General features: G+C 59.3%; 21 protein-coding genes. 6 read left to right on the forward strand and 15 right to left on the reverse strand.

Translation table 11 applies throughout. The features are described from left to right. Nucleotides 1-2: 2 nt before the first annotated feature. On the reverse strand, nucleotides 3-530 hold the full coding sequence (rppH, locus tag G4923_RS03890) for an RNA pyrophosphohydrolase (RefSeq protein WP_106884997.1): 528 nt from the start codon (nucleotides 528-530) through the stop codon (nucleotides 3-5). Between the two features lie 733 nt (nucleotides 531-1,263). On the opposite strand from rppH, the gene mutH reads away from it, so the two are divergent. Continuing rightward, a complete protein-coding gene (gene mutH, locus G4923_RS03895) occupies nucleotides 1,264-1,938 on the forward strand; it encodes a DNA mismatch repair endonuclease MutH (RefSeq protein ID WP_005332349.1) in 675 nt (224 codons plus the stop codon). A gap of 83 nt (nucleotides 1,939-2,021) precedes the next feature. Further along, nucleotides 2,022-2,345 carry an isoamylase early set domain-containing protein gene (locus G4923_RS03900; RefSeq protein WP_005332348.1) on the forward strand — a complete coding sequence of 108 codons (324 nt, stop codon included), beginning with the start codon at nucleotides 2,022-2,024 and terminating at the stop codon, nucleotides 2,343-2,345. Nucleotides 2,346-2,471: 126 nt separating this feature from the next. Here the strand turns inward: G4923_RS03900 and rplS are convergent, their stop codons facing one another. The 5 genes from rplS to ffh form a co-directional block, all read right to left on the reverse strand. Beyond that, entirely contained in the window at nucleotides 2,472-2,819 is a 348-nt protein-coding gene (rplS, locus tag G4923_RS03905) for a 50S ribosomal protein L19 (protein WP_005313505.1), read from the reverse strand. 32 nt (nucleotides 2,820-2,851) lie between these two features. Continuing rightward, entirely contained in the window at nucleotides 2,852-3,601 is a 750-nt protein-coding gene (trmD, locus tag G4923_RS03910) for a tRNA (guanosine(37)-N1)-methyltransferase TrmD (RefSeq protein WP_041206410.1), read from the reverse strand. Between the two features lie 34 nt (nucleotides 3,602-3,635). Beyond that, nucleotides 3,636-4,157, reverse strand: a complete 522-nt coding sequence (gene rimM / locus G4923_RS03915) for a ribosome maturation factor RimM (RefSeq protein WP_005332346.1) — start codon at nucleotides 4,155-4,157, stop codon at nucleotides 3,636-3,638. 24 nt (nucleotides 4,158-4,181) lie between these two features. Further along, nucleotides 4,182-4,430: a 30S ribosomal protein S16 gene (gene rpsP / locus G4923_RS03920; protein ID WP_025325696.1), complete on the reverse strand. Its 249-nt coding sequence runs from the start codon at nucleotides 4,428-4,430 to the stop codon at nucleotides 4,182-4,184. 179 nt (nucleotides 4,431-4,609) lie between these two features. Beyond that, entirely contained in the window at nucleotides 4,610-5,989 is a 1,380-nt protein-coding gene (gene ffh / locus G4923_RS03925) for a signal recognition particle protein (protein WP_025325695.1), read from the reverse strand. Nucleotides 5,990-6,275: 286 nt separating this feature from the next. On the opposite strand from ffh, the gene G4923_RS03930 reads away from it, so the two are divergent. Then, nucleotides 6,276-7,067 carry a cytochrome C assembly family protein gene (locus tag G4923_RS03930; RefSeq protein ID WP_041204421.1) on the forward strand — a complete coding sequence of 264 codons (792 nt, stop codon included), beginning with the start codon at nucleotides 6,276-6,278 and terminating at the stop codon, nucleotides 7,065-7,067. 40 nt (nucleotides 7,068-7,107) lie between these two features. Then, complete coding sequence (locus G4923_RS03935) at nucleotides 7,108-8,388, forward strand: HlyC/CorC family transporter (RefSeq protein ID WP_163135589.1); 1,281 nt, start codon at nucleotides 7,108-7,110, stop codon at nucleotides 8,386-8,388. A 31-nt stretch (nucleotides 8,389-8,419) separates the two neighbouring features. Here the strand turns inward: G4923_RS03935 and G4923_RS03940 are convergent, their stop codons facing one another. Next, nucleotides 8,420-8,887, reverse strand: a complete 468-nt coding sequence (locus G4923_RS03940; RefSeq protein ID WP_163135592.1) for an Rrf2 family transcriptional regulator — start codon at nucleotides 8,885-8,887, stop codon at nucleotides 8,420-8,422. Nucleotides 8,888-8,998: 111 nt separating this feature from the next. Here G4923_RS03940 and hmpA point away from each other — a divergent pair, with 111 nt between their 5' ends. Beyond that, nucleotides 8,999-10,192 carry an NO-inducible flavohemoprotein gene (hmpA, locus tag G4923_RS03945; protein ID WP_163135594.1) on the forward strand — a complete coding sequence of 398 codons (1,194 nt, stop codon included), beginning with the start codon at nucleotides 8,999-9,001 and terminating at the stop codon, nucleotides 10,190-10,192. An 86-nt stretch (nucleotides 10,193-10,278) separates the two neighbouring features. Here the strand turns inward: hmpA and G4923_RS03950 are convergent, their stop codons facing one another. The 6 genes from G4923_RS03950 to G4923_RS03975 all read right to left on the reverse strand — a co-directional run bounded on the left by G4923_RS03950 (nucleotide 10,279) and on the right by G4923_RS03975 (nucleotide 15,270). Further along, nucleotides 10,279-10,857 carry a tetratricopeptide repeat protein gene (locus tag G4923_RS03950; protein ID WP_234690161.1) on the reverse strand — a complete coding sequence of 193 codons (579 nt, stop codon included), beginning with the start codon at nucleotides 10,855-10,857 and terminating at the stop codon, nucleotides 10,279-10,281. 413 nt (nucleotides 10,858-11,270) lie between these two features. Further along, nucleotides 11,271-12,206: a malate dehydrogenase gene (gene mdh / locus G4923_RS03955; RefSeq protein ID WP_111912157.1), complete on the reverse strand. Its 936-nt coding sequence runs from the start codon at nucleotides 12,204-12,206 to the stop codon at nucleotides 11,271-11,273. 242 nt (nucleotides 12,207-12,448) lie between these two features. After that, on the reverse strand, nucleotides 12,449-13,111 hold the full coding sequence (artM, locus tag G4923_RS03960; protein WP_139743708.1) for an arginine ABC transporter permease ArtM: 663 nt from the start codon (nucleotides 13,109-13,111) through the stop codon (nucleotides 12,449-12,451). Between the two features lie 2 nt (nucleotides 13,112-13,113). Continuing rightward, complete coding sequence (artQ, locus tag G4923_RS03965) at nucleotides 13,114-13,764, reverse strand: arginine ABC transporter permease ArtQ (protein ID WP_163135596.1); 651 nt, start codon at nucleotides 13,762-13,764, stop codon at nucleotides 13,114-13,116. Nucleotides 13,765-13,767: 3 nt separating this feature from the next. Next, nucleotides 13,768-14,505, reverse strand: a complete 738-nt coding sequence (locus tag G4923_RS03970) for a transporter substrate-binding domain-containing protein (RefSeq protein ID WP_025325686.1) — start codon at nucleotides 14,503-14,505, stop codon at nucleotides 13,768-13,770. Nucleotides 14,506-14,529: 24 nt separating this feature from the next. Then, nucleotides 14,530-15,270: an ATP-binding cassette domain-containing protein gene (locus G4923_RS03975; protein WP_163135598.1), complete on the reverse strand. Its 741-nt coding sequence runs from the start codon at nucleotides 15,268-15,270 to the stop codon at nucleotides 14,530-14,532. A gap of 200 nt (nucleotides 15,271-15,470) precedes the next feature. On the opposite strand from G4923_RS03975, the gene argR reads away from it, so the two are divergent. Further along, nucleotides 15,471-15,941 carry a transcriptional regulator ArgR gene (argR, locus tag G4923_RS03980; RefSeq protein ID WP_005308670.1) on the forward strand — a complete coding sequence of 157 codons (471 nt, stop codon included), beginning with the start codon at nucleotides 15,471-15,473 and terminating at the stop codon, nucleotides 15,939-15,941. Nucleotides 15,942-16,019: 78 nt separating this feature from the next. Here the strand turns inward: argR and G4923_RS03985 are convergent, their stop codons facing one another. Further along, nucleotides 16,020-16,925 (reverse strand): Dyp-type peroxidase, encoded by a 906-nt coding sequence (locus G4923_RS03985; protein ID WP_163135600.1) that lies wholly within the window; start codon nucleotides 16,923-16,925, stop codon nucleotides 16,020-16,022. Nucleotides 16,926-17,006: 81 nt separating this feature from the next. Beyond that, nucleotides 17,007-18,041, reverse strand: coding sequence for an ABC transporter ATP-binding protein (locus G4923_RS03990; protein WP_106885006.1), 1,035 nt, complete (start codon nucleotides 18,039-18,041; stop codon nucleotides 17,007-17,009). Nucleotides 18,042-18,048: the final 7 nt, after the last annotated feature.

The raw sequence follows: 18,048 nt of genomic DNA on the forward strand, positions 1-18,048 counted from the left end.
CCTTAGCGCGAGCGGTTGCGCCGCCCATCCTTTCGATTAACCTGCACCACCGGCACCGGCATGGCCAGCGGGGCAAACTCCTTCATCACCCGGCGGTAAACTTCCCGCTTGAAGGAGACGACCTGACGAACCGGGTACCAGAAGCTGACCCAACGCCAATCATCAAATTCCGGGTGACCATGACAGCCGAACTGGATCCTGGACTCTCTGCCAGGATCGAGCTGCAACAAAAACCATTTCTGCTTCTGGCCAATACAGACCGGTGAACTGTCCCAGCGAACGAGTCGTTTGGGTAAGCGATACTTCAGCCAGTTGCGACTGGTCGCCAGTATGGTCACATCCTCGGGCTTGAGGCCTATCTCCTCATACAGCTCACGATACATGGCCTGTTCCGGCGATTCACCATCATCAACTCCCCCCTGCGGAAACTGCCAGGAGTGCTGCCCATAGCGCTTAGCCCACAATACTTGCCCGTCACGGTTACAGATCACGATGCCGACATTGGGACGAAATCCGTCGCCATCTATCACGTGATCACCTTATTAAAGGCTGAATCTATAAAGAGATTGTTCCACATTCACCCCGTGGCGGCAAACAGGGACTGTCATCTTCCACTCATGAATAACTTGGCATTTCAAGCAAAGTTATAAACAAACCGGAAGGACAAGCTCCGCAAGTTGCCCACCCAGACTGTGCATAAGCCTGTGATCAAGCGGGTATATACAGTAGTTTTATACTACGACTTCAAATCATGCCGTATCATACCCGATTCATATAAAAACAAAATATTCATTTAAATACATACAGTTAATATTTAAAGACTGGATCAAGATCCATGTCTTTTGCGCCCGAGGATCCTGGCTGTCAATTGTGAACAAGTTCGACTGTTCAAAGATCCATCAAGGCTAGTTTATCCACAAGGATGGCGCATTATCTGCACCGATATGGCGAGAAAAATCGGCGTGCTCTCACATTTATTTCTGATGCCGGGCCCTGTATCACCACTTTATGTCAGTTATCCAAGATTTCTGTGGATAACTATGTGCAACAGCCAGGCCAAACCCTTGGACAACTCGCAGCAACCGGGATCCTCCCGTTATCCAGGCTGGAGAAAAAAGTCAAATTCCTTTAAAATCATTGCCATAGATTAAAATTCACAATCCTGCCCCCCCTGTGTATAGCCGGGCAAGGATCGGTTACAAAAACAGCGATCCTCTGTCAGGATCACACTTGTCCACCCCTTCTCGCCAACAGGAGCCCCTCATGCCCGACAACCCACAGTCAGAGCAGGAATTGCTGGCGCGCGCCTACGCCATGGCGGGCTTCACCCTGGCTCAACTCGCCGCGACGGCCGGCATCCCGGTGCCACGGGATCTCCGGCGGGACAAGGGCTGGATCGGCCAGTTGATCGAGTGGCAGCTGGGCGCCAGCGCGGGTAGCCGACCGGAGCAGGACTTCCCCGATCTCGGCATAGAGCTCAAGACGATCCCGATCGATCCTCAGGGCAAACCGCTGGAAACCACCTTCGTCTGCGTCGCGCCCCTCATCGGGATCAGTGGCCAGCGCTGGGAGGAGTCCAATGTGCGCAACAAGCTGTCGCGGGTACTCTGGATCCCGGTGGAGGGCAGCCGCACCATCCCCGTCGGTGAGCGCCGGGTCGGCATGCCGTTGCTGTGGAGCCCGAACGAAGAAGAAGACAGGTTGCTGCGTCAGGATTGGGAGGAGCTGATGGACATGATAGTGCTGGGGGAAGTGGAGCAGATCAGCGCCCGCCACGGCCAGGTCATGCAACTGCGCCCCAAGGCGGCCAACAGCAAGGCACTGACCCGCGCCATCGGCCGCAATGGCCAGCCGATCCAGACACTGCCAAGGGGCTTCTACCTCAAGATTGACTTCACTCACCAGTTGCTTCGGCGTCATTTCGCCCTGCCTGCCTGACGATTGCTATCAACATCCTTGTCATAAAGTGATATAAAAATAACCAGCACTACTTTCTTCGCAGTCAGTGACAAGGAGTCGATATGCCGATCAACAAGCAATTTCTCAAGTCCCGCCCCGAGGTCAAGGTGACCTTCGCAGTGGAAAAAGAGGCCGCGGGTGAGGCCGAACAGGTCTTGCTGCTGGGGGAGTTCAGCCAGTGGCAACCCATTGAATTGAAAAGAATGAAGAGCGGGGAGTTCAAGGCGACCCTCAACCTTCCCACCGATGGCCCCAGCCATTTCGAGTATTGCTACCAACTGGTGCAGCCGGACGGGGAGACCCGTTATGACAACGACTGGGAAGCGGACGACTACGTGCCCGGCCCCTTCGGGCGCGACAACTCTGTGGTGCGGGTCAGCCAGTAGACGACCAGAACACTAACACCTCTGACCGGTACCCGAATTACAGACACAAAAAAGGCTCGCCATTGGCGAGCCTTTTCACTACCTGTCGAGCTTTTCGCCGACATACCGACACCAATTCGAATCGAATTAGTTGAGCTTCTCTTTGATACGAGCAGCTTTGCCGGACAGGTTGCGCAGGTAGTACAGCTTGGCGCGGCGAACATCACCACGACGCTTCAGTTCTACACTGTGGATCAGCGGAGAGTGAGTCTGGAATACACGCTCAACACCTTCGCCGTTGGAGATCTTGCGAACGGTGAAAGCAGAGTGCAGACCGCGGTTACGCTTGGCAATGACGATGCCTTCGAAAGCCTGCAGACGCTCTTTACCACCTTCTTTAACACGAACTTGAACACGTACGGTGTCGCCCTGGGCAAAAGCCGGGATGTCGGTACGCAGTTGCTCTTGTTCAAGCTGCTGAATAATCTTGCTCATTGTCTTTCCTTACCTAGGATAAACTGAAAACTCTACTTAACGCTGTCACGCACTTCGCGGACATACTCGGCAAGAAGTGATTCTTGCTCGTCAGTCAGAGCTAGGTTGTTAATAAGTTCCGGCCTTCTCTGCCAGGTTCGTCCGAGCGACTGCTTGAGACGCCAGCGCCGAATCACTTCGTGATTGCCGCTTGTCAGCGCCTCGGGCACCGCCAATCCATCCAACAACTCCGGCCGAGTGTAGTGGGGATGATCCAGCAGGCCATCCGTGAAGGAGTCCTGCTCGGCACTGGCCTGATCGCCCAAAACCCCCGGAACCAGACGCGAAACCGCATCGATCAGGGTCATGGCAGGCAACTCGCCACCACTTAACACGTAATCCCCGATAGACCACTCTTCGTCGACTTCGGTTTGTATCACGCGTTCATCGATACCTTCGTATCGACCGGCGACCAGAATCAGTGTCTGATTCGTCGCCAACTCGGTTACGCCCGCTTGAGTCAGCTTGCGCCCCTGAGGAGAGAGATAGATGACTTTCGCCCCGTCTCCCGCCGCTTGCTTGGCTGCATGAATAGCATCACGCAGCGGCTGAACCATCATCAGCATCCCAGGCCCACCACCATAAGGACGATCATCGACCGTGCGGTGTTTGTCGTGGGTGAAATCCCGCGGGTTCCAGCACTCAATCTGCAGCAGGCCACTCTTGACGGCCCGACCCGTTACCCCGTGCTCGGTAATGGCTCGGAACATTTCCGGGAAGAGGCTAATCACCCCAATCCACATAAGAAACCTCCGGCACCCGTGTTAGCGCGGGAAACTAGAAACCAGGATCCCAATCAACTTCGATTGTTCGAGCAGTCAGATCAATGTTCTTGATCACCTGCTCTTCCAGGAACGGGATCAGCCGCTCCTTTGCACCAAAGGCATCTTTTACATTGGCCTCAACCACCAACACATCGTTGGAGCCGGTTTCCATCAATTCGGTCACCTTGCCCAAGTCGTATCCCTTGGTGGTCATCACGGAGCAACCAATCAGGTCACGCCAGTAGAACTCACCTTCAGGCAACGCAGGCAACAGATCGGCGGCTACGCCAATCTCGACATTGGTCAATGCCAGGGCATCCTCGCGCACATCGATACCATCGAGTTTGCAGATCAGACCCTTGTTGTGACGCTTCCAGGCCGAAACCTGAATCTCACGCCACACCCCGTTCTGATTGATCAGCCAGGGGTTGTAATCGAAAATCGCTTCGGCAACATCGGTGAAGGAGTTCACTTTAAGCCAACCCTTGATGCCGTAGACGGTACCCAGGGTGCCCAGAACTATAGGTTTTTCCACCTTAACTCCTTACCGTTTGGCTGATTAAGCAGCTTTTTTAGCGTCTTTGATCAGCTTGGCAACGCGGTCAGAAACAGCGGCACCAGTAGCAACCCAATGCTCGATACGAGCCAGGTCCAGGTTCAGCTTTTCAGCGTTACCAGCAGCAACCGGGTTGAAGAAACCAACGCGCTCGATGAAGCGACCGTCACGGGCGCAACGGCTGTCAGAAACTACTACCTGGTAGAACGGACGCTTTTTCGCGCCACCACGTTGTAAACGAATGGTTACCATATCGTCCTCATGAACATCTAATGAACAAGGCCTGCAAATACGCAGACCCTAGCTTAAAATAAGCCGCGTAATTCTACTTGGATTCGTAATAATTGCAACCAAGCCTGCTATTTTTTGCGCAGGAGCTGGCATGAAAAAGGCTCACCACGGTGAGCCTTTTTGCCTGACAAGCAGGAAAATCAGAACGGACCGCGTCCGCCACCACCAAATCCGGGCGGCAGCATGTTCTTCATCTGGCCCATCATCTTGCGCATGCCGCCCTTGCCGGACATCTTCTTCATCATGCGCTGCATCTCGGTGAACTGCTTGAGCAGCTTGTTCACGTCCTGCACCTGCATGCCGGAACCCGCGGCGATGCGACGCTTGCGGGATCCCTTGATGAGATCGGGATGGGCACGCTCCTTGGGCGTCATGGAGCTGATGATGGCCTCCATCCGCACTGTGATCTTGTCATCCATCTGATCTTTCACGTTATCCGGCAGGCCGGACATGCCGGGCAGCTTGTCGAGCATGCCCATCATGCCGCCCATGTTGCGCATCTGGGCCAGCTGCTCGCGGAAATCCTCCAGATCGAAACCCTTGCCGCTCTTGACCTTGCTGGCCAGCTTGGCGGCTTTCTCCTTATCGACGGTGCGTTCCACTTCCTCGATAAGCGACAGCACATCGCCCATGCCGAGGATACGGGACGCGAGTCGGTCCGGGTGGAAGGGCTCAAGGGCGTCGGTCTTCTCGCCCATACCGATGAACTTGACCGGCTTGCCGGTGATGTGGCGCACCGACAGGGCGGCACCGCCGCGGGCGTCGCCGTCCGCCTTGGTGAGGATGACGCCGGTGAGCGGCAGCGCTTCGTTGAACGCCTTGGCGGTATTGGCGGCATCCTGACCTGTCATGGCATCCACCACGAACAGGGTCTCGACCGGCTTGATGGTGGCGTGAAGATCCTGGATCTCCGCCATCATCTCGGTGTCCACGTGCAGACGACCGGCGGTATCGACGATCACCACGTCATAGAATTTCTTGCGCGCCTGATCGATGGCAGCGGTAGCGATCGCCACCGGCTTCTGGGTCACATCGCTCGGGAAGAAATCGACCGCGATGTCATTGGCCAGGGTCTCGAGCTGCTTGATCGCCGCGGGGCGATAGACGTCGGCACTGACCACCAGCACCTTCTTCTTGTGGCGCTCTTTGAGCAGTTTGGCGAGTTTGCCCACAGTCGTGGTCTTACCGGCGCCCTGCAGACCCGCCATCAGGATGATGGCTGGCGGCTGAGCGGCCAGATTGAGCTGCTCGTTCGCCTCCCCCATGACGGAGACCAGCTCGCCATGCACTATCTTGATGAAGGCTTGGCCCGGGCTCAGGGACTTGGCCACTTCCTGGCCGACGGCACGCTCTTTCACGCGGGCAACGAAGTCACGCACCACCGGCAGGGCCACGTCCGCTTCGAGCAGCGCCATGCGCACTTCACGCAAGGTATCCTTGATGTTCTCTTCGGTCAGCCGGCCACGGCCACTGACATTGCGCAGGGTGCGCGAGAGTCGTTCAGTCAAATTCTCAAACATGACGCATTCCGATTCTTGGCGTAACTAGTGGGGCATTATACCCCAGTCAGCACTGTGAGGACGATTACTCACCGCTTGCGGCGGTGACCCGCCATCGAATGAGCGGGTGTAATAAATGGAGGGCATTATACCCCAGTCAACGCCGGAGGACGATTATTCGCCGCACGGGGCCGTCAGCTGCTACTTATATATGGGCAGTTAGCCCCTGGCACAACTGGCGAGCATATCTTGTGCAAGGTATACTGCCCCTCTTATCCATAAAAGCTTGTTCGACAACGACCTGGTTATGATCGTGATCTCTGTTCTGGCCCTGGCGTTTTACCTGCTGGCCATCATCGCCTCTCTGCACCTGCTGCTCAGCGCCAAGCCCGTCGGGCAGGTGTCGCTGTTTGCCTGTGTCGGCCTGGCCCTGACCGCCCATGGCGTGGCGGTGGGAAGCGAGGTGCTGGCCACCCATTCCGGCCAGAATCTCAGCATGTTGAACGTCGCGTCCCTGGTCAGCCTCATCATCAGTTGCTTCATGACCTGCGTCACCCGCCGTTTCAACGGCTGGATCCTGCTGCCCGTGGTCTACAGCTTCTCGGCCTTGCTGCTCGCCGCCAGCGCCCTCATACCGGGTCGCTACATCACCCATCTGGAAGCGCATCCCCAACTGCTGCTGCACATAGGACTCGCCTTGATGGCTTATTCGGTGCTGATGATCGCCTGCCTGTTTGCGCTCCAGCTTGCCTGTCTGGATCGGCAGCTGAAGTCCAGAAAGATCAGCCATCTGCCCGCCATGCCGCCCCTGATGACGGTAGAGAAGCGGCTGTTCCAGCTCATCTCCGCGGGCCTCTTGCTGCTGACGCTCTCCATCGCCTCGGGTCTGTTCTTTCTGGAAGACATGTTCGCCCAAGGCAAATCCCACAAGGCCATCCTCTCGATCCTGGCCTGGTGCGTCTATGCCTTGCTGCTGTGGGGTCACCACACCCGTGGCTGGCGTGGTCGCAAGGTCATCATGCTGAGCCTCATCGGCAGCGTCATCCTGACCCTGGCCTACTTTGGCAGCCGCTTCGTCAAGGAAGTCTTGCTGAGCTGACGGTTCAGCCACCCCAAATCCACCCCAACAGGAGCCCTTCTTGGACAGTATCTCAACGAGCACATTACTGATTGTTCTCGTTATTTTGATTGTTTTGTCAGCCTTCTTCTCCAGTTCTGAAACCGGTCTGATGTCCCTCAACCGCTACAAGTTGCGGCATCTGGCCCAAACCAAGCACAAGGCGGCCCGTCGGGTCGAAAAGCTGCTGGCCCGACCGGACCGCCTGCTTGGCCTCATCCTGATCGGCAACAACCTGGTCAACATCCTGGCCTCCGCCATCGCCACCATAGTCTGCATCCGGCTGTTCGGGGACATCGGCGTCGCCGTTGCCACCTTCGGCCTCACCCTGGTGGTGCTGGTATTCGGGGAAGTCACCCCCAAGACACTGGCGGCCATGTTTCCCGAACGCATCGCCTATCCCGCCTCCTGGGTCCTCAAGGGGCTGATGGTGCCCTTCGCCCCCCTGGTCTGGCTCATCAACAGCATCACCAACCTCTTGCTCAAGCTGCTGCGACTGGAACATCGCAAGGATGACTCCCTCAACACCGAAGAGCTGCGCACCATAGTCAACGAGGCGGGCAGCCTCATCCCCCAGCGCCATCAGGAGATGCTGATCAGTATTCTGGATCTGGACAAGATGACGGTGGAGAACATCATGGTGCCACGCAGCGAGATCTCTGCCATCGACATCAATGACGACTGGAAGAGCATATTGCGCCAGCTGGCTCACTGCGCCCATACCAAGATCCTGCTGTATCGCGACAATATCGACGATGTTGTCGGATTTTTACACTCTCGTGACGCCCTCAGGCTGGTCGCCAGAGACCAGTTCAGCAAGTCCAGCCTGCTGCGGGAAGTCGATCCCATCTACTTCATTCCACAGGGCACGCCGCTCAACGTGCAGTTGGCCAAGTTCCAGCGCAACAAGGAGAGGATCGGGCTGATTGTCGACGAGTATGGCGATATTCAGGGGCTGATCACCCTGGATGACATCCTGGAAGAGATAGTGGGTGACTTCACCACCTCCATGGCCCCGGCGCCGAGCGACGAGATCCACCCCCAGCCGGACGGCTCCTTCCTGGTGGAAGGCTCCGCCAGCATCCGCGAGCTGAACAAGGAGATGCACTGGCACCTGCCCATCGACGGCCCGCGTACCCTCAACGGGGTGATCCTGGAGTACCTGGAGGAGATCCCCCAGCCCAACATCAGCGTCAGGCTGGCGGGTTATCCCATCGAGATCCTCGAAGTCGAGAACAACATGGTGAAGATGGCGAGGATCATGCCACATCTCTACCGTAACGAGTCGGGTTACGAGGATTGAAAAAAGGCTGCCGATGGCAGCCTTTTTCGTCTCAATCGCTCTCGTCATCCGGCTCCAGCACCAGGGTCGGGATCAACTCGCCGAACACCTGCTGCAGCTCGTCGCGGTTGGCCAGCAAGTCTTGCAGCGTATAGCCGTCCATCACGGCGAGGAAGGCGTTCATCGCCTCCTTCAAGGCACTCTTGAGCAGACAGACAGAGACGATGTGGCACACCGGCGAGTTGCAGTCGATGCCGTCCAGGTTGCCTTCCAGCGCCCGGATCACCTGGCCTATGTTCACGCTCTCAGGGGAACAGGCCATGCGGATCCCGCCATTCTTGCCACGCTGGGACTGCAGATAACCCAGCTTCACCAGCTGGTTAACCACCTTCACCATGTGATTGCGAGAGACGTCATACAAGGCAGACACCTTGGCCACGCTCGACAATTCCCCCTCCGGCAAGGTGGCCAGATAGAGCAGGGCTCTCAATCCAAAATCGGTATAGCTTGTTAGTCTCATAGTGCCTGTGGCGCATAGCGCAAAGAATTGATGATTGATCCAGATCAATTAAACATTTAGGATGCAACTTATTAAGTGACATTCCAGATGTTCAATTAGAAAGGACCTCCTATGTTAGACCAAGCCACCATCGCCGTCATCAAGAGCACCATTCCTTTGCTCGAATCGGCGGGGCCTGCCCTCACCCAGCACTTCTACCAGCGCATGTTCAACCACAACCCCGAGTTGAAGGATGTGTTCAACCTGGCCCATCAGCGCAGTGGCGGTCAGCCCCTGGCGCTGTTCAGTGCCGTGGCGGCCTACGCCAGGAATATCGACAACCTGGGGGCCCTGGCCGGAGCCGTGGAACGCATCGCCCACAAGCACACGGGTTTCCTGATCCAGCCGGAACAATATCACATTGTGGGTAGTCATCTCTTGGCCACGCTCAAAGAAATGGGTGGCAATGCGGTGACGGACGAGGTGCTGGAGGCCTGGGGCAAAGCCTATGGCGTGCTGGCCGATATCTTCATAGGTCGGGAGGGGGAGCTCTACCGGGAGAAGGTGAGCGAGCTCGGTGGCTGGCAAGGGGCCCGCCCCTTCCTCATCAAGGAGAAGCGCCAGGAGAGCGAGCTTGTCACCTCCTTCGTGCTGGCGCCCGTCGACGGCAAGCCCGTGCTGCGCTTCAAGCCGGGGCAATATATCAGCATCAGGCTCAATCACCCGTCGCTGGCGTATCAGGAGATCCGTCAATACTCCCTCTCCGATGCCCCCAATGGCCACGACTACCGCATCAGCGTCAAACGCGAGCCCCAGGGCCAGGTCTCCAACCTGCTGCATGACAAGCTTCATGTCGGTGACGAGGTGGCGCTGATGCCGCCGGCGGGGGACTTCTTCCTGCAGACCGAGACGGCCACCCCGGTGGTGCTGCTCTCCGCCGGTGTGGGCCTGACCCCCATGCTGAGCATGCTCAACCAGTTGCTGGCCGAACAAGCGGGAACTGAAATCCGTTGGCTCCATGCCTGCGAGCATGGCGCCCAGCACGCCTTCAAGGATGAGATCCAGGCCAAGAGCCGCCAGCACGCCAACTTGCAGAGCCGGATCTGGTACAGGGTGCCTGCCGAGCAGGACGTGCAGGGGAAGGACTACGACTTCAGCGGCACCATGGCGCTGGAACAGGTCACGGACCTCATCTCGGCCAACGCCCACTACTACTTCTGCGGTCCCCTGGGCTTCATGAAAGCGATCAAGACCCAGTTGCTGGCCCTAGGCGTCCCAGCAGACAGAATGCACTACGAGGTATTCGGCCCCCATCAGGATCTCTGATCCTGCCTCCTGCCTGGGGAAATGCACAAGGCCCACGAACGCAGGTTCGTGGGCCTTGTTGTATCCAGTGACCTGGCTTGCCGGGCCTAGTGCATCGCCTTGGCGCGGGCGATGGCATTGGCGGGCATGCGATTGCCGAGCCGGCTCAGCAGGCTAGCGGCTTTCTGGTGGGTCGCCTTGTCGCCGATGACGGCGCCGTGCAGCCAATGATAGGCCTCTTCGTAATCCAGCGGACTGCCCATGCCCTGCAGCAGCATCTCGACCCACTCTATCTGGGCCCGCTGGAAACCAAGACTGGCGGCCTCCCGCATCAGGGTCTCGGCCCGCACCAGATCCTTCTGGACCAGGATGCCTTTCCAGTAATAGCGCCCCAGCTGCTCCAGTGCCGGGGCCAGGCCCTGATTGGCCGCCTCCCACATGTATTGCACGCCGACCTGGGCGTCCGGCTTGATGCAGACGCCCCAGGCCAGCATGTCCCCCCACAGGAACTGATAGGCCGGGATCTTCATCACAGAGGCGCGCGCCTCTATGTCCTGGGTCAGCTGGCACCTGTCCTGCTTCACCCGGGTCAGATGACGTCCCTGCTCTATCCAGTTGAGCAGTTCGTCCTGGCGATAGAGCGGCACCGCCTGCAGATCTGCGGTGACCAGGGAGCCAGGATTCACCGCCTTGGGTAGCGGCGCTGCCGCCGGGGCTGATACCACGGGGGCAGGTGCTGCAACGGTCGACAGCACAGGGGCCGGATCAGCCGCCGGCACCGCGGCTGACGGTACAGCTGCGGTGGCCGGTGGGGTCGCTGGCGCAACCGGCACTGGTGCGCTCGATGGCAAGGCCGCCGAGGGCACCGGGAAGGAGGTGGCCGCCACCGACTGGGTTGGCGTGGCTGCGGATATCGGCTCGGCTCCCTGCAAGGGGAGGCTGCATAGACCGACGAGGCCGATGAGGGTACTGGGTTTCATCATAGGGATCTCCTGCTGCCCTCTTTATCGGCAGCCAGGTCCATCTCCTTAGTCCGCCATGGCAAACCCCGGAAATGACAAAGGGGAGCCTGGGCTCCCCTCATGATCGACGCTGCGGCTTATTTGACGAAGTCGACACCCAGCTGGATATCGGCCTTCAGGGTAGCCAGCATGCTGTCCATGGACTCTTGCTCGAAGGCGCTCAGCTTGCCGTAGTCCAGCACGCTCTCGACACCGTTCTTGCCCAGCAGTACCGGCTGCGCGAAGAAGGTGGCGTGCTCGCCATTGCCTTCCACATAGGCGCACTCGATGACGTTGGCTTCGCCCTGCAGACCCTTGATGAGCGACAGACCGAAACGGCAGGCTGCCTGACCCATGGAGAGAGTGGCAGAACCGCCACCGGCCTTGGCTTCCACCACTTCGGTACCGGCATTCTGGATGCGCTTGGTCATGGCAGCCGCTTCTTCTGCGGTGAAGCTGGCCCCTTCGATCTGGGACAGCAGCGGCAGAATGGTCACGCCACTGTGGCCACCGATCACGTTGACGCGGATCTTGTCGATGTTCAGGCCCTTGGCCTCGGCCACGAAGGTCTCGCCACGGATGACGTCCAGGGTGGTCACGCCGAACAGGCGACGCTTGTCATAGACACCGGCCTTCTTCAACACTTCGGCGGCGATGGCGACCGTGGTGTTGACCGGGTTGGTGATGATGCCGATCAGTGCCTTGGGGCAGGTAACGGCACACTTCTCCACCAGGTTCTTGACGATACCGGCGTTGATGTTGAACAGATCGGAACGATCCATGCCGGGCTTGCGCGCCACGCCGGCAGAGATCAGCACGACATCGGCGCCGACCAGAGCAGGGCTCGGATCTTCACCGCAGAAACCTTTTACTTTCACGTCAGTCGGGATATGGCTCAGGTCCGCCGCCACGCCCGGAGTGACCGGGGCAATATCATACAGGCTCAATTCGGAACCGGCAGGCAGGCGATTTTTCAACAGCAGAGCGAGGGCTTGGCCGATGCCACCGGCGGCACCCAGAACGGCAACTTTCATGATCAACTCCATGTCTAAGCGTAGGTTTAAGGTTGTTTCTAGTTGGGTTAACGCTGTTTCTTATTGTGCGCCTCACCTTAAAGGATCCCCTGCTAAAAAACAATCTGATAACAGTTGTAATCACGGGTTCTGTGAGCCAGGGAACAAGCGGCGACGAAAGCGGAGAGGAATATGCGATAAATGGGAGGAAAGACACAGATTTCCTGTGCTTCCCTCACCATTAAGAGGTAAATACGACTGCTTCAGGACTGGAATGCCAGTGCTCGCTTCTCGCACCAGCGGAAACCAATTGTTAACAAACCATTCATGGTCAGGTAGAGGCCCCCGGCCACGGTGAACACCGCCAGGGTGTCATAGGTCTGGGCGTTGAGACGCTGGGCCAGCCCCATGATGTCCATGATGGTGATGGTGCTGGCGAGGGAACTGCCCTTGAGCACCAGGATCACCTCGTTGGAGTAGGCGGGCACCAACCGACGGGCGGCGTGACGCGCCTTCATCCACAGGGTCTGGCCGGCCGAGAAACCGAGCGCCCGGCAGGCTTCCACCTCGCCGGCGGGGATGGCATCGAGCGCCCCCTTGAACAGCCGGGTGGAGTAGGCCGCGGTGTTGAAACCGAGCGCCAGCACGGCGCAGAACCAGGGCTGCTTGAGCAGCGGCCAGAGCGGCCCGGCCTTGAGCCACTCGAACTGACCCGGCCCGTAGTAGATGAGGAAGATCTGGATGAGCAGCGGCGTGCCGGTGAAGATCAGTACCCACAGCTGCACCAGCTGGGTCGCCACGGGAATGCGGCGCTCCAGCACCCAGGTCATGCCAGCCGCCAGCAGCACGCCGAGCAGCAGGCTGAGCGCGGTGAGCTGCAGGGTGATGGCCAGCCCCCCCAGCAGGGTCATCAGGTAATCCTGCATGATCAGCCTCCGTAACGGCGGGTATAGCGGGACGCCTGCTTCAAGCCAAATTCGCTCACCAGGCTGATGGCCAGGTAGATGAGGGCCGCAGCGGCATACCAGGTGAAGGGTTCATAGGTGCTGGCCGAAGCCATCTGTGCCTGGCGCATCATCTCGTTCACCCCGATGAGGGAGACCAGGGCAGTGTCCTTGAGCAACACCAGCCACTGGTTGCCGAGCCCCGGCAAGGCATGACGCCAGGCCTGGGGCAGCACGATGCGAAAGAAGATGTGGCTCTTGCCAAGGCCCAGCGCCAACGCCGCCAGCCGCTGCCCGGCGGGCACCGCATTAAGGGCGGCCCGCAGGGTCTGGGTGGCGTAACTGGCGAACAGCAGAGAGAGCGCCAGCACGCCGCAGGCGAAGGGGCTGAACTCCACATACTCGCCGGTGATGAGGAAGAGCACCTGGGTCGAGCCGAAGTAGATGAACAGCACCACCAGCAGCTCGGGCAAACCACGAATGAGCGTGGTCAGCGTGGCCACAGGCCACACCAGCCAACTGCGCTTGCTGAGCTCGGCGGCGCTGAACCCCAGCGCAAGCGCCATGCCCCCGACCAGTGATGCCAAGGCCAGCCCCAGGGTCATCCAGGCTGCATCCAACAACAGGCTCAGCATGGCTTACTGCGCGAAGTACTTGTCATAGATCTTCTGATAGGTGCCGTTGGCCTTGATCTCGGCCAGCCCCTTGTTCAGCTGAGTCAGCAGCTCCTGGTTGCCCTTGGCCACAGCGATGCCAAAGCCGGTACCAAAGTACTTGGCGTCGGTCACAGGCGTGCCGATGACAGCGTACTCCTTGTGCTGCTTGAGCCAGTCGGCGGCGACGGCGGTGTCGGCGAAGACGCCGTCGGTACGGCCGTTCATCATGTCGAGGAAGGCGCTCTGGTAGCTGGCGTAGGGCACGGTCAGCAGACCCTTGCTCACCCAGTTGTCCACCAGGTAGGACTGGTGGGAGGTGCCGTTCTGCACGCCGACCGTCTTGTCCACCAGCTCTTCAGGCCCCTTGAAGGCACCCTTCTTGGCCACGAATACCGCCGAGTTCTCGTAATAGATGTCGGAGAAGTCGACCTGGGCGGCCCGCTCCGGGGTCACGTCCATGGCGGCGATGACGGCGTCATAGCGACGGAACTTGAGGCTGGGGATCAGGCTGTCGAAGGCCTGGTTGTGGAAGCTGCACTCCAGCTTGGCCTGCTCGCAGACGGCGCGGGCCAGATCGATGTCAAAGCCCTGGAATTCGTTCTTGTCATCCAGGTATTCGAACGGCGCATAGGTGGCCTCGGTGGCGAACTTGATCTCCTTGGCCAGCACCGAGGTGCTCAGCAGACCCATGGCAGCAACCAGCAACAGACTCTTTTTCATGACAGCTTCCTTATCGATTCAGTATCAATGCATCAAGAATTCGGCAAACCGGCTGGTTTGCGGAGATTGGAAGATGGCGGCGGTGCCGGATTCGATGATCCGCCCCTTCTCCAGATAAATCACCTGACTGGCCACCTTGCGGGCGAACTCCACCTCGTGGGTCACCACCACCTGGGTGATGCCGGTCTGGCTCAGGGTGCGGATGATCTCCGCCACCTCTTTGGTTATTTCAGGATCGAGCGCCGCGGTCGGTTCATCAAACAGCAGCACCTGGGGATCCATCATCAGGGTACGGGCTATGGCCACCCGCTGCTGCTGACCGCCGGAGAGGCGCGCAGGCCAGGCATCCCGTTTGTCGGCCAGCTGCAACTGGGCCAACAGGTAGGCGCCCTTCTCGATGGCGGCCTCGCGGCTCATGCCCAGCACCTTGACGGGGGCTTCAATCAGGTTCTCCATCACGGTGAGATGGGGCCACAGATTGTACTGCTGGAACACCATGCCCACCTTGCGGCGCAAGGCCTGGGCCTGACGGTTGAATTCCGCGGCAGAGAGGCTGGACGGGAAAGAAAATTCACTGTCAGCAATGCGCAGCACACCCGCATCCGGGGTGTCCAGCAGGTTCATCATCCGCAGCAGCGAACTCTTGCCCGCACCGCTCGGGCCCAGCAATACCAAGGTCTCGCCGGGTGCGGTCCGGAAGCTGACCTGTTGCAGTACCGGCACCTTGTGCCAGGATTTTTCGATGCCGATTAATTCGATACCCATACAGCCCAATTGAATAAGTTTTCAAAATTTCGTCCTGATTCTAGCGCCAGCATAAGTTGATGCAAGCTATATTTGAATCAATATGCAGAACAAGCGCCGCTTCCTTGCCAAAACAGGCATATGAATGCAAAATAGCAGCGCTGTTCGTATCTGCCGCCTGAGCGTGACAGGCGGTCACCTCCCTCATTCGTGAGTCCAAGATGAAACATAACGACAAGCAAGAAAAACTGGCCAAGGCCTTTAAAGCCTTGCTGAAAGAGGAGCGATTTGGCTCCCAGGCAGAGATAGTCACTGCCCTGCAAGAGATGGGCTTTGAGAACATCAACCAGTCCAAGGTCTCGCGCATGCTGAGCCGCTTCGGCGCCGTACGCACCCGCAATGCCAAGATGGAGATGGTCTACTGTCTGCCGGTGGAGCTGGGTGTGCCCACCACCTCCAGCCCGCTCAAGAATCTGGTACTGGATGTCGACCACAACGGCGCCCTGGTGGTGATCCACACCAGCCCGGGTGCGGCCCAGCTCATCGCCCGCCTGCTCGACTCCCTCGGCAAGGCCGAAGGTATCCTCGGCACCATAGCCGGTGATGACACCATCTTCATCACCCCGACCAGCGACACCGACATCGAAGAGCTCTACCTCTCCGCCCTCGAGCTGTTCGAACAGACCCCCTGATCGGGTCGCGCTCGCGCCACCTGAACGAAAAATCCCGGCCAAGGCCGGGATTTTTGTTTCTGCGCGTTCGGCAAGTCGTTACTTACCCTGGGCGACCATAAAATCGATGGAGGGGGCGAAGAAGGCGGCCCCTGTCACCGCCCTGGTGAAGCGCAGCAGGTGATCGAAGTGGCTGCCCTCCCCCTTGTACATGCTGGCCAGCATGGCATTGAAGTGCTGCGGGGTGCGGCAGCAGGAGATGAAGTAGAGCCCCTGCTCGGTCATGGTGCCCCAGGGCATGCTCTGGCGCAGTATCTCCATGGACTCCCCCTTCGGGGTCTTGAGGTTGACCCGCTTGATGTGGGAGGTCAGCGGCTTGTCGGCCGACTCGTACTCGATGTTGTCCGCCTTGGTACGGCCAATGATGTCTTCCTGCTCCTTCAGGGCCAGCTTCTCCCAGTCGCTCATGGCATGCACCCAGCGCTGGACATGGACATAGGATCCGCCGGCAAACTCGCCCCCCTCCAGCAGTGCCACCTCGGCCCTGTGCTCATCCTGGGGGTTCTCGGTGCCGTCGACGAAACCGGTCAGATCCCGGCAGTCCAGATTGCGGAAACCACGCACCTCTTCGGCCAGCTCCACCAGTCCGGTCAGCAGCGCCATCACCCGCTGCCCGGCGTGATGGAGCACGTCGACCCGATCGGCACGCAGTTGCACGAAGAGATCGAACGGGGTATTCGGGGCCTCCTGGCCGTTGGCAGACTGCGCCATAAAACCACGGAACTGGGGCGGACGGGCGGCAGGGTAGATGGCATCCCAGCCCTCGGCGCCGACGGCGACCAGACCGCTGAAACCGGCGTCGGGGAAATCGGCACTCACCGCATCCCACAGAACCGGCAGCTTGGCCAGACGGGCCGCCAGCTCGGCACCGTCACTGGTGCGATTGAACATCAGATAGAGGACATGCAGATTCGGCTCTGCGCAGATCCCGGCTTGGGCTTTCATTTCTCTCTCCAAAGACATTGGCTATGGGCGTGGCGCGATTATAAACCGGAACCGGGTCAATTCCTTGATTTCACATCACTATCAGGGCATCTGTTCGAACAGCACCAGGGCATGGGGGGCCACGGTCACCCGCGCCCTCTCCCCTTCGAGAGGCTCCCCTATGCTGGCCTCCAGCACCTGACCTGCACACTCCACCAACACCCGGCAGTGATGGCCGAGGAACTGCTGCTCCCGCACCAGCAAGTCGCCGTCAGCGGCGGCTGCCAACGCCAACTGCTGGGGCCTGAGCATCAGCTGCAGCCGCTCTCCGGGGACGCGACCGTGCGGCTCATGGCCACAGATGACCCCGAGCGCTGTCTGCACGCAGTGGCTGTCCACCACCTCGGCCGCCAGATAGTTGACCCCGCCGAGAAATTCCGCCACGAAGCGGTTCTCGGGGCGGCGATAGAGCTGCTCCGGCTGGCCCACCTGCTCGATATGACCGGCCCGGAACAGCGCCAGCCGATCGGCGAAGGCGAACGCCTCCTCCTTGCTGTGGCTGACGAAGATGGCGCCGATTCCCTGACGCTTGAGCAGGGCGCGGATCTCGAGGATCAGCTTCATTCTCACCTGGGTATCAATGTTGGAGAAGGGCTCGTCCAGCAGCATCAACTTGGGCTTGCAGACCAAAGCGCGAGCGATGGCAACCCGCTGCTGCTGGCCACCGGAGAGCTGATGGGGATAGCGATCCCCCAGCCCCTGCAGGTTGACCAGGGTCAGCGCCTCGTCGATCTGCTGCTGGCGGCTGTCGCGAGGCACCCGAGTCAGCCCGAAGCCGATGTTCTCGGCCACCGTCAGGTGGGGGAAGAGGGCGTAATCCTGAAAGATCATGCCGATGTGGCGGCGCTCAGGCGACACAGTCACACCGGGCCCATCCAGCAGGGTCTCGCCGAGACGAATGCTGCCTTCCGCCAGCGGCAGCAGGCCGGCGACGGCCTTGAGCAGCGTGGTCTTGCCACAGCCGCTCGCCCCGAGCAGGCAGACAATCTCGTTGTCGGCCACCGTCAGGGAGAGCTGTTCCAGCACGTTCTGGCCGTTGTAACGGCAGCTTACCTTCTCTACTTGCAAGCAAGACACGACTCGG

Origin of the sequence: Aeromonas rivipollensis, from assembly GCF_010974825.1 — a bacterium.
GTDB lineage: Bacteria > Pseudomonadota > Gammaproteobacteria > Enterobacterales > Aeromonadaceae > Aeromonas > Aeromonas rivipollensis.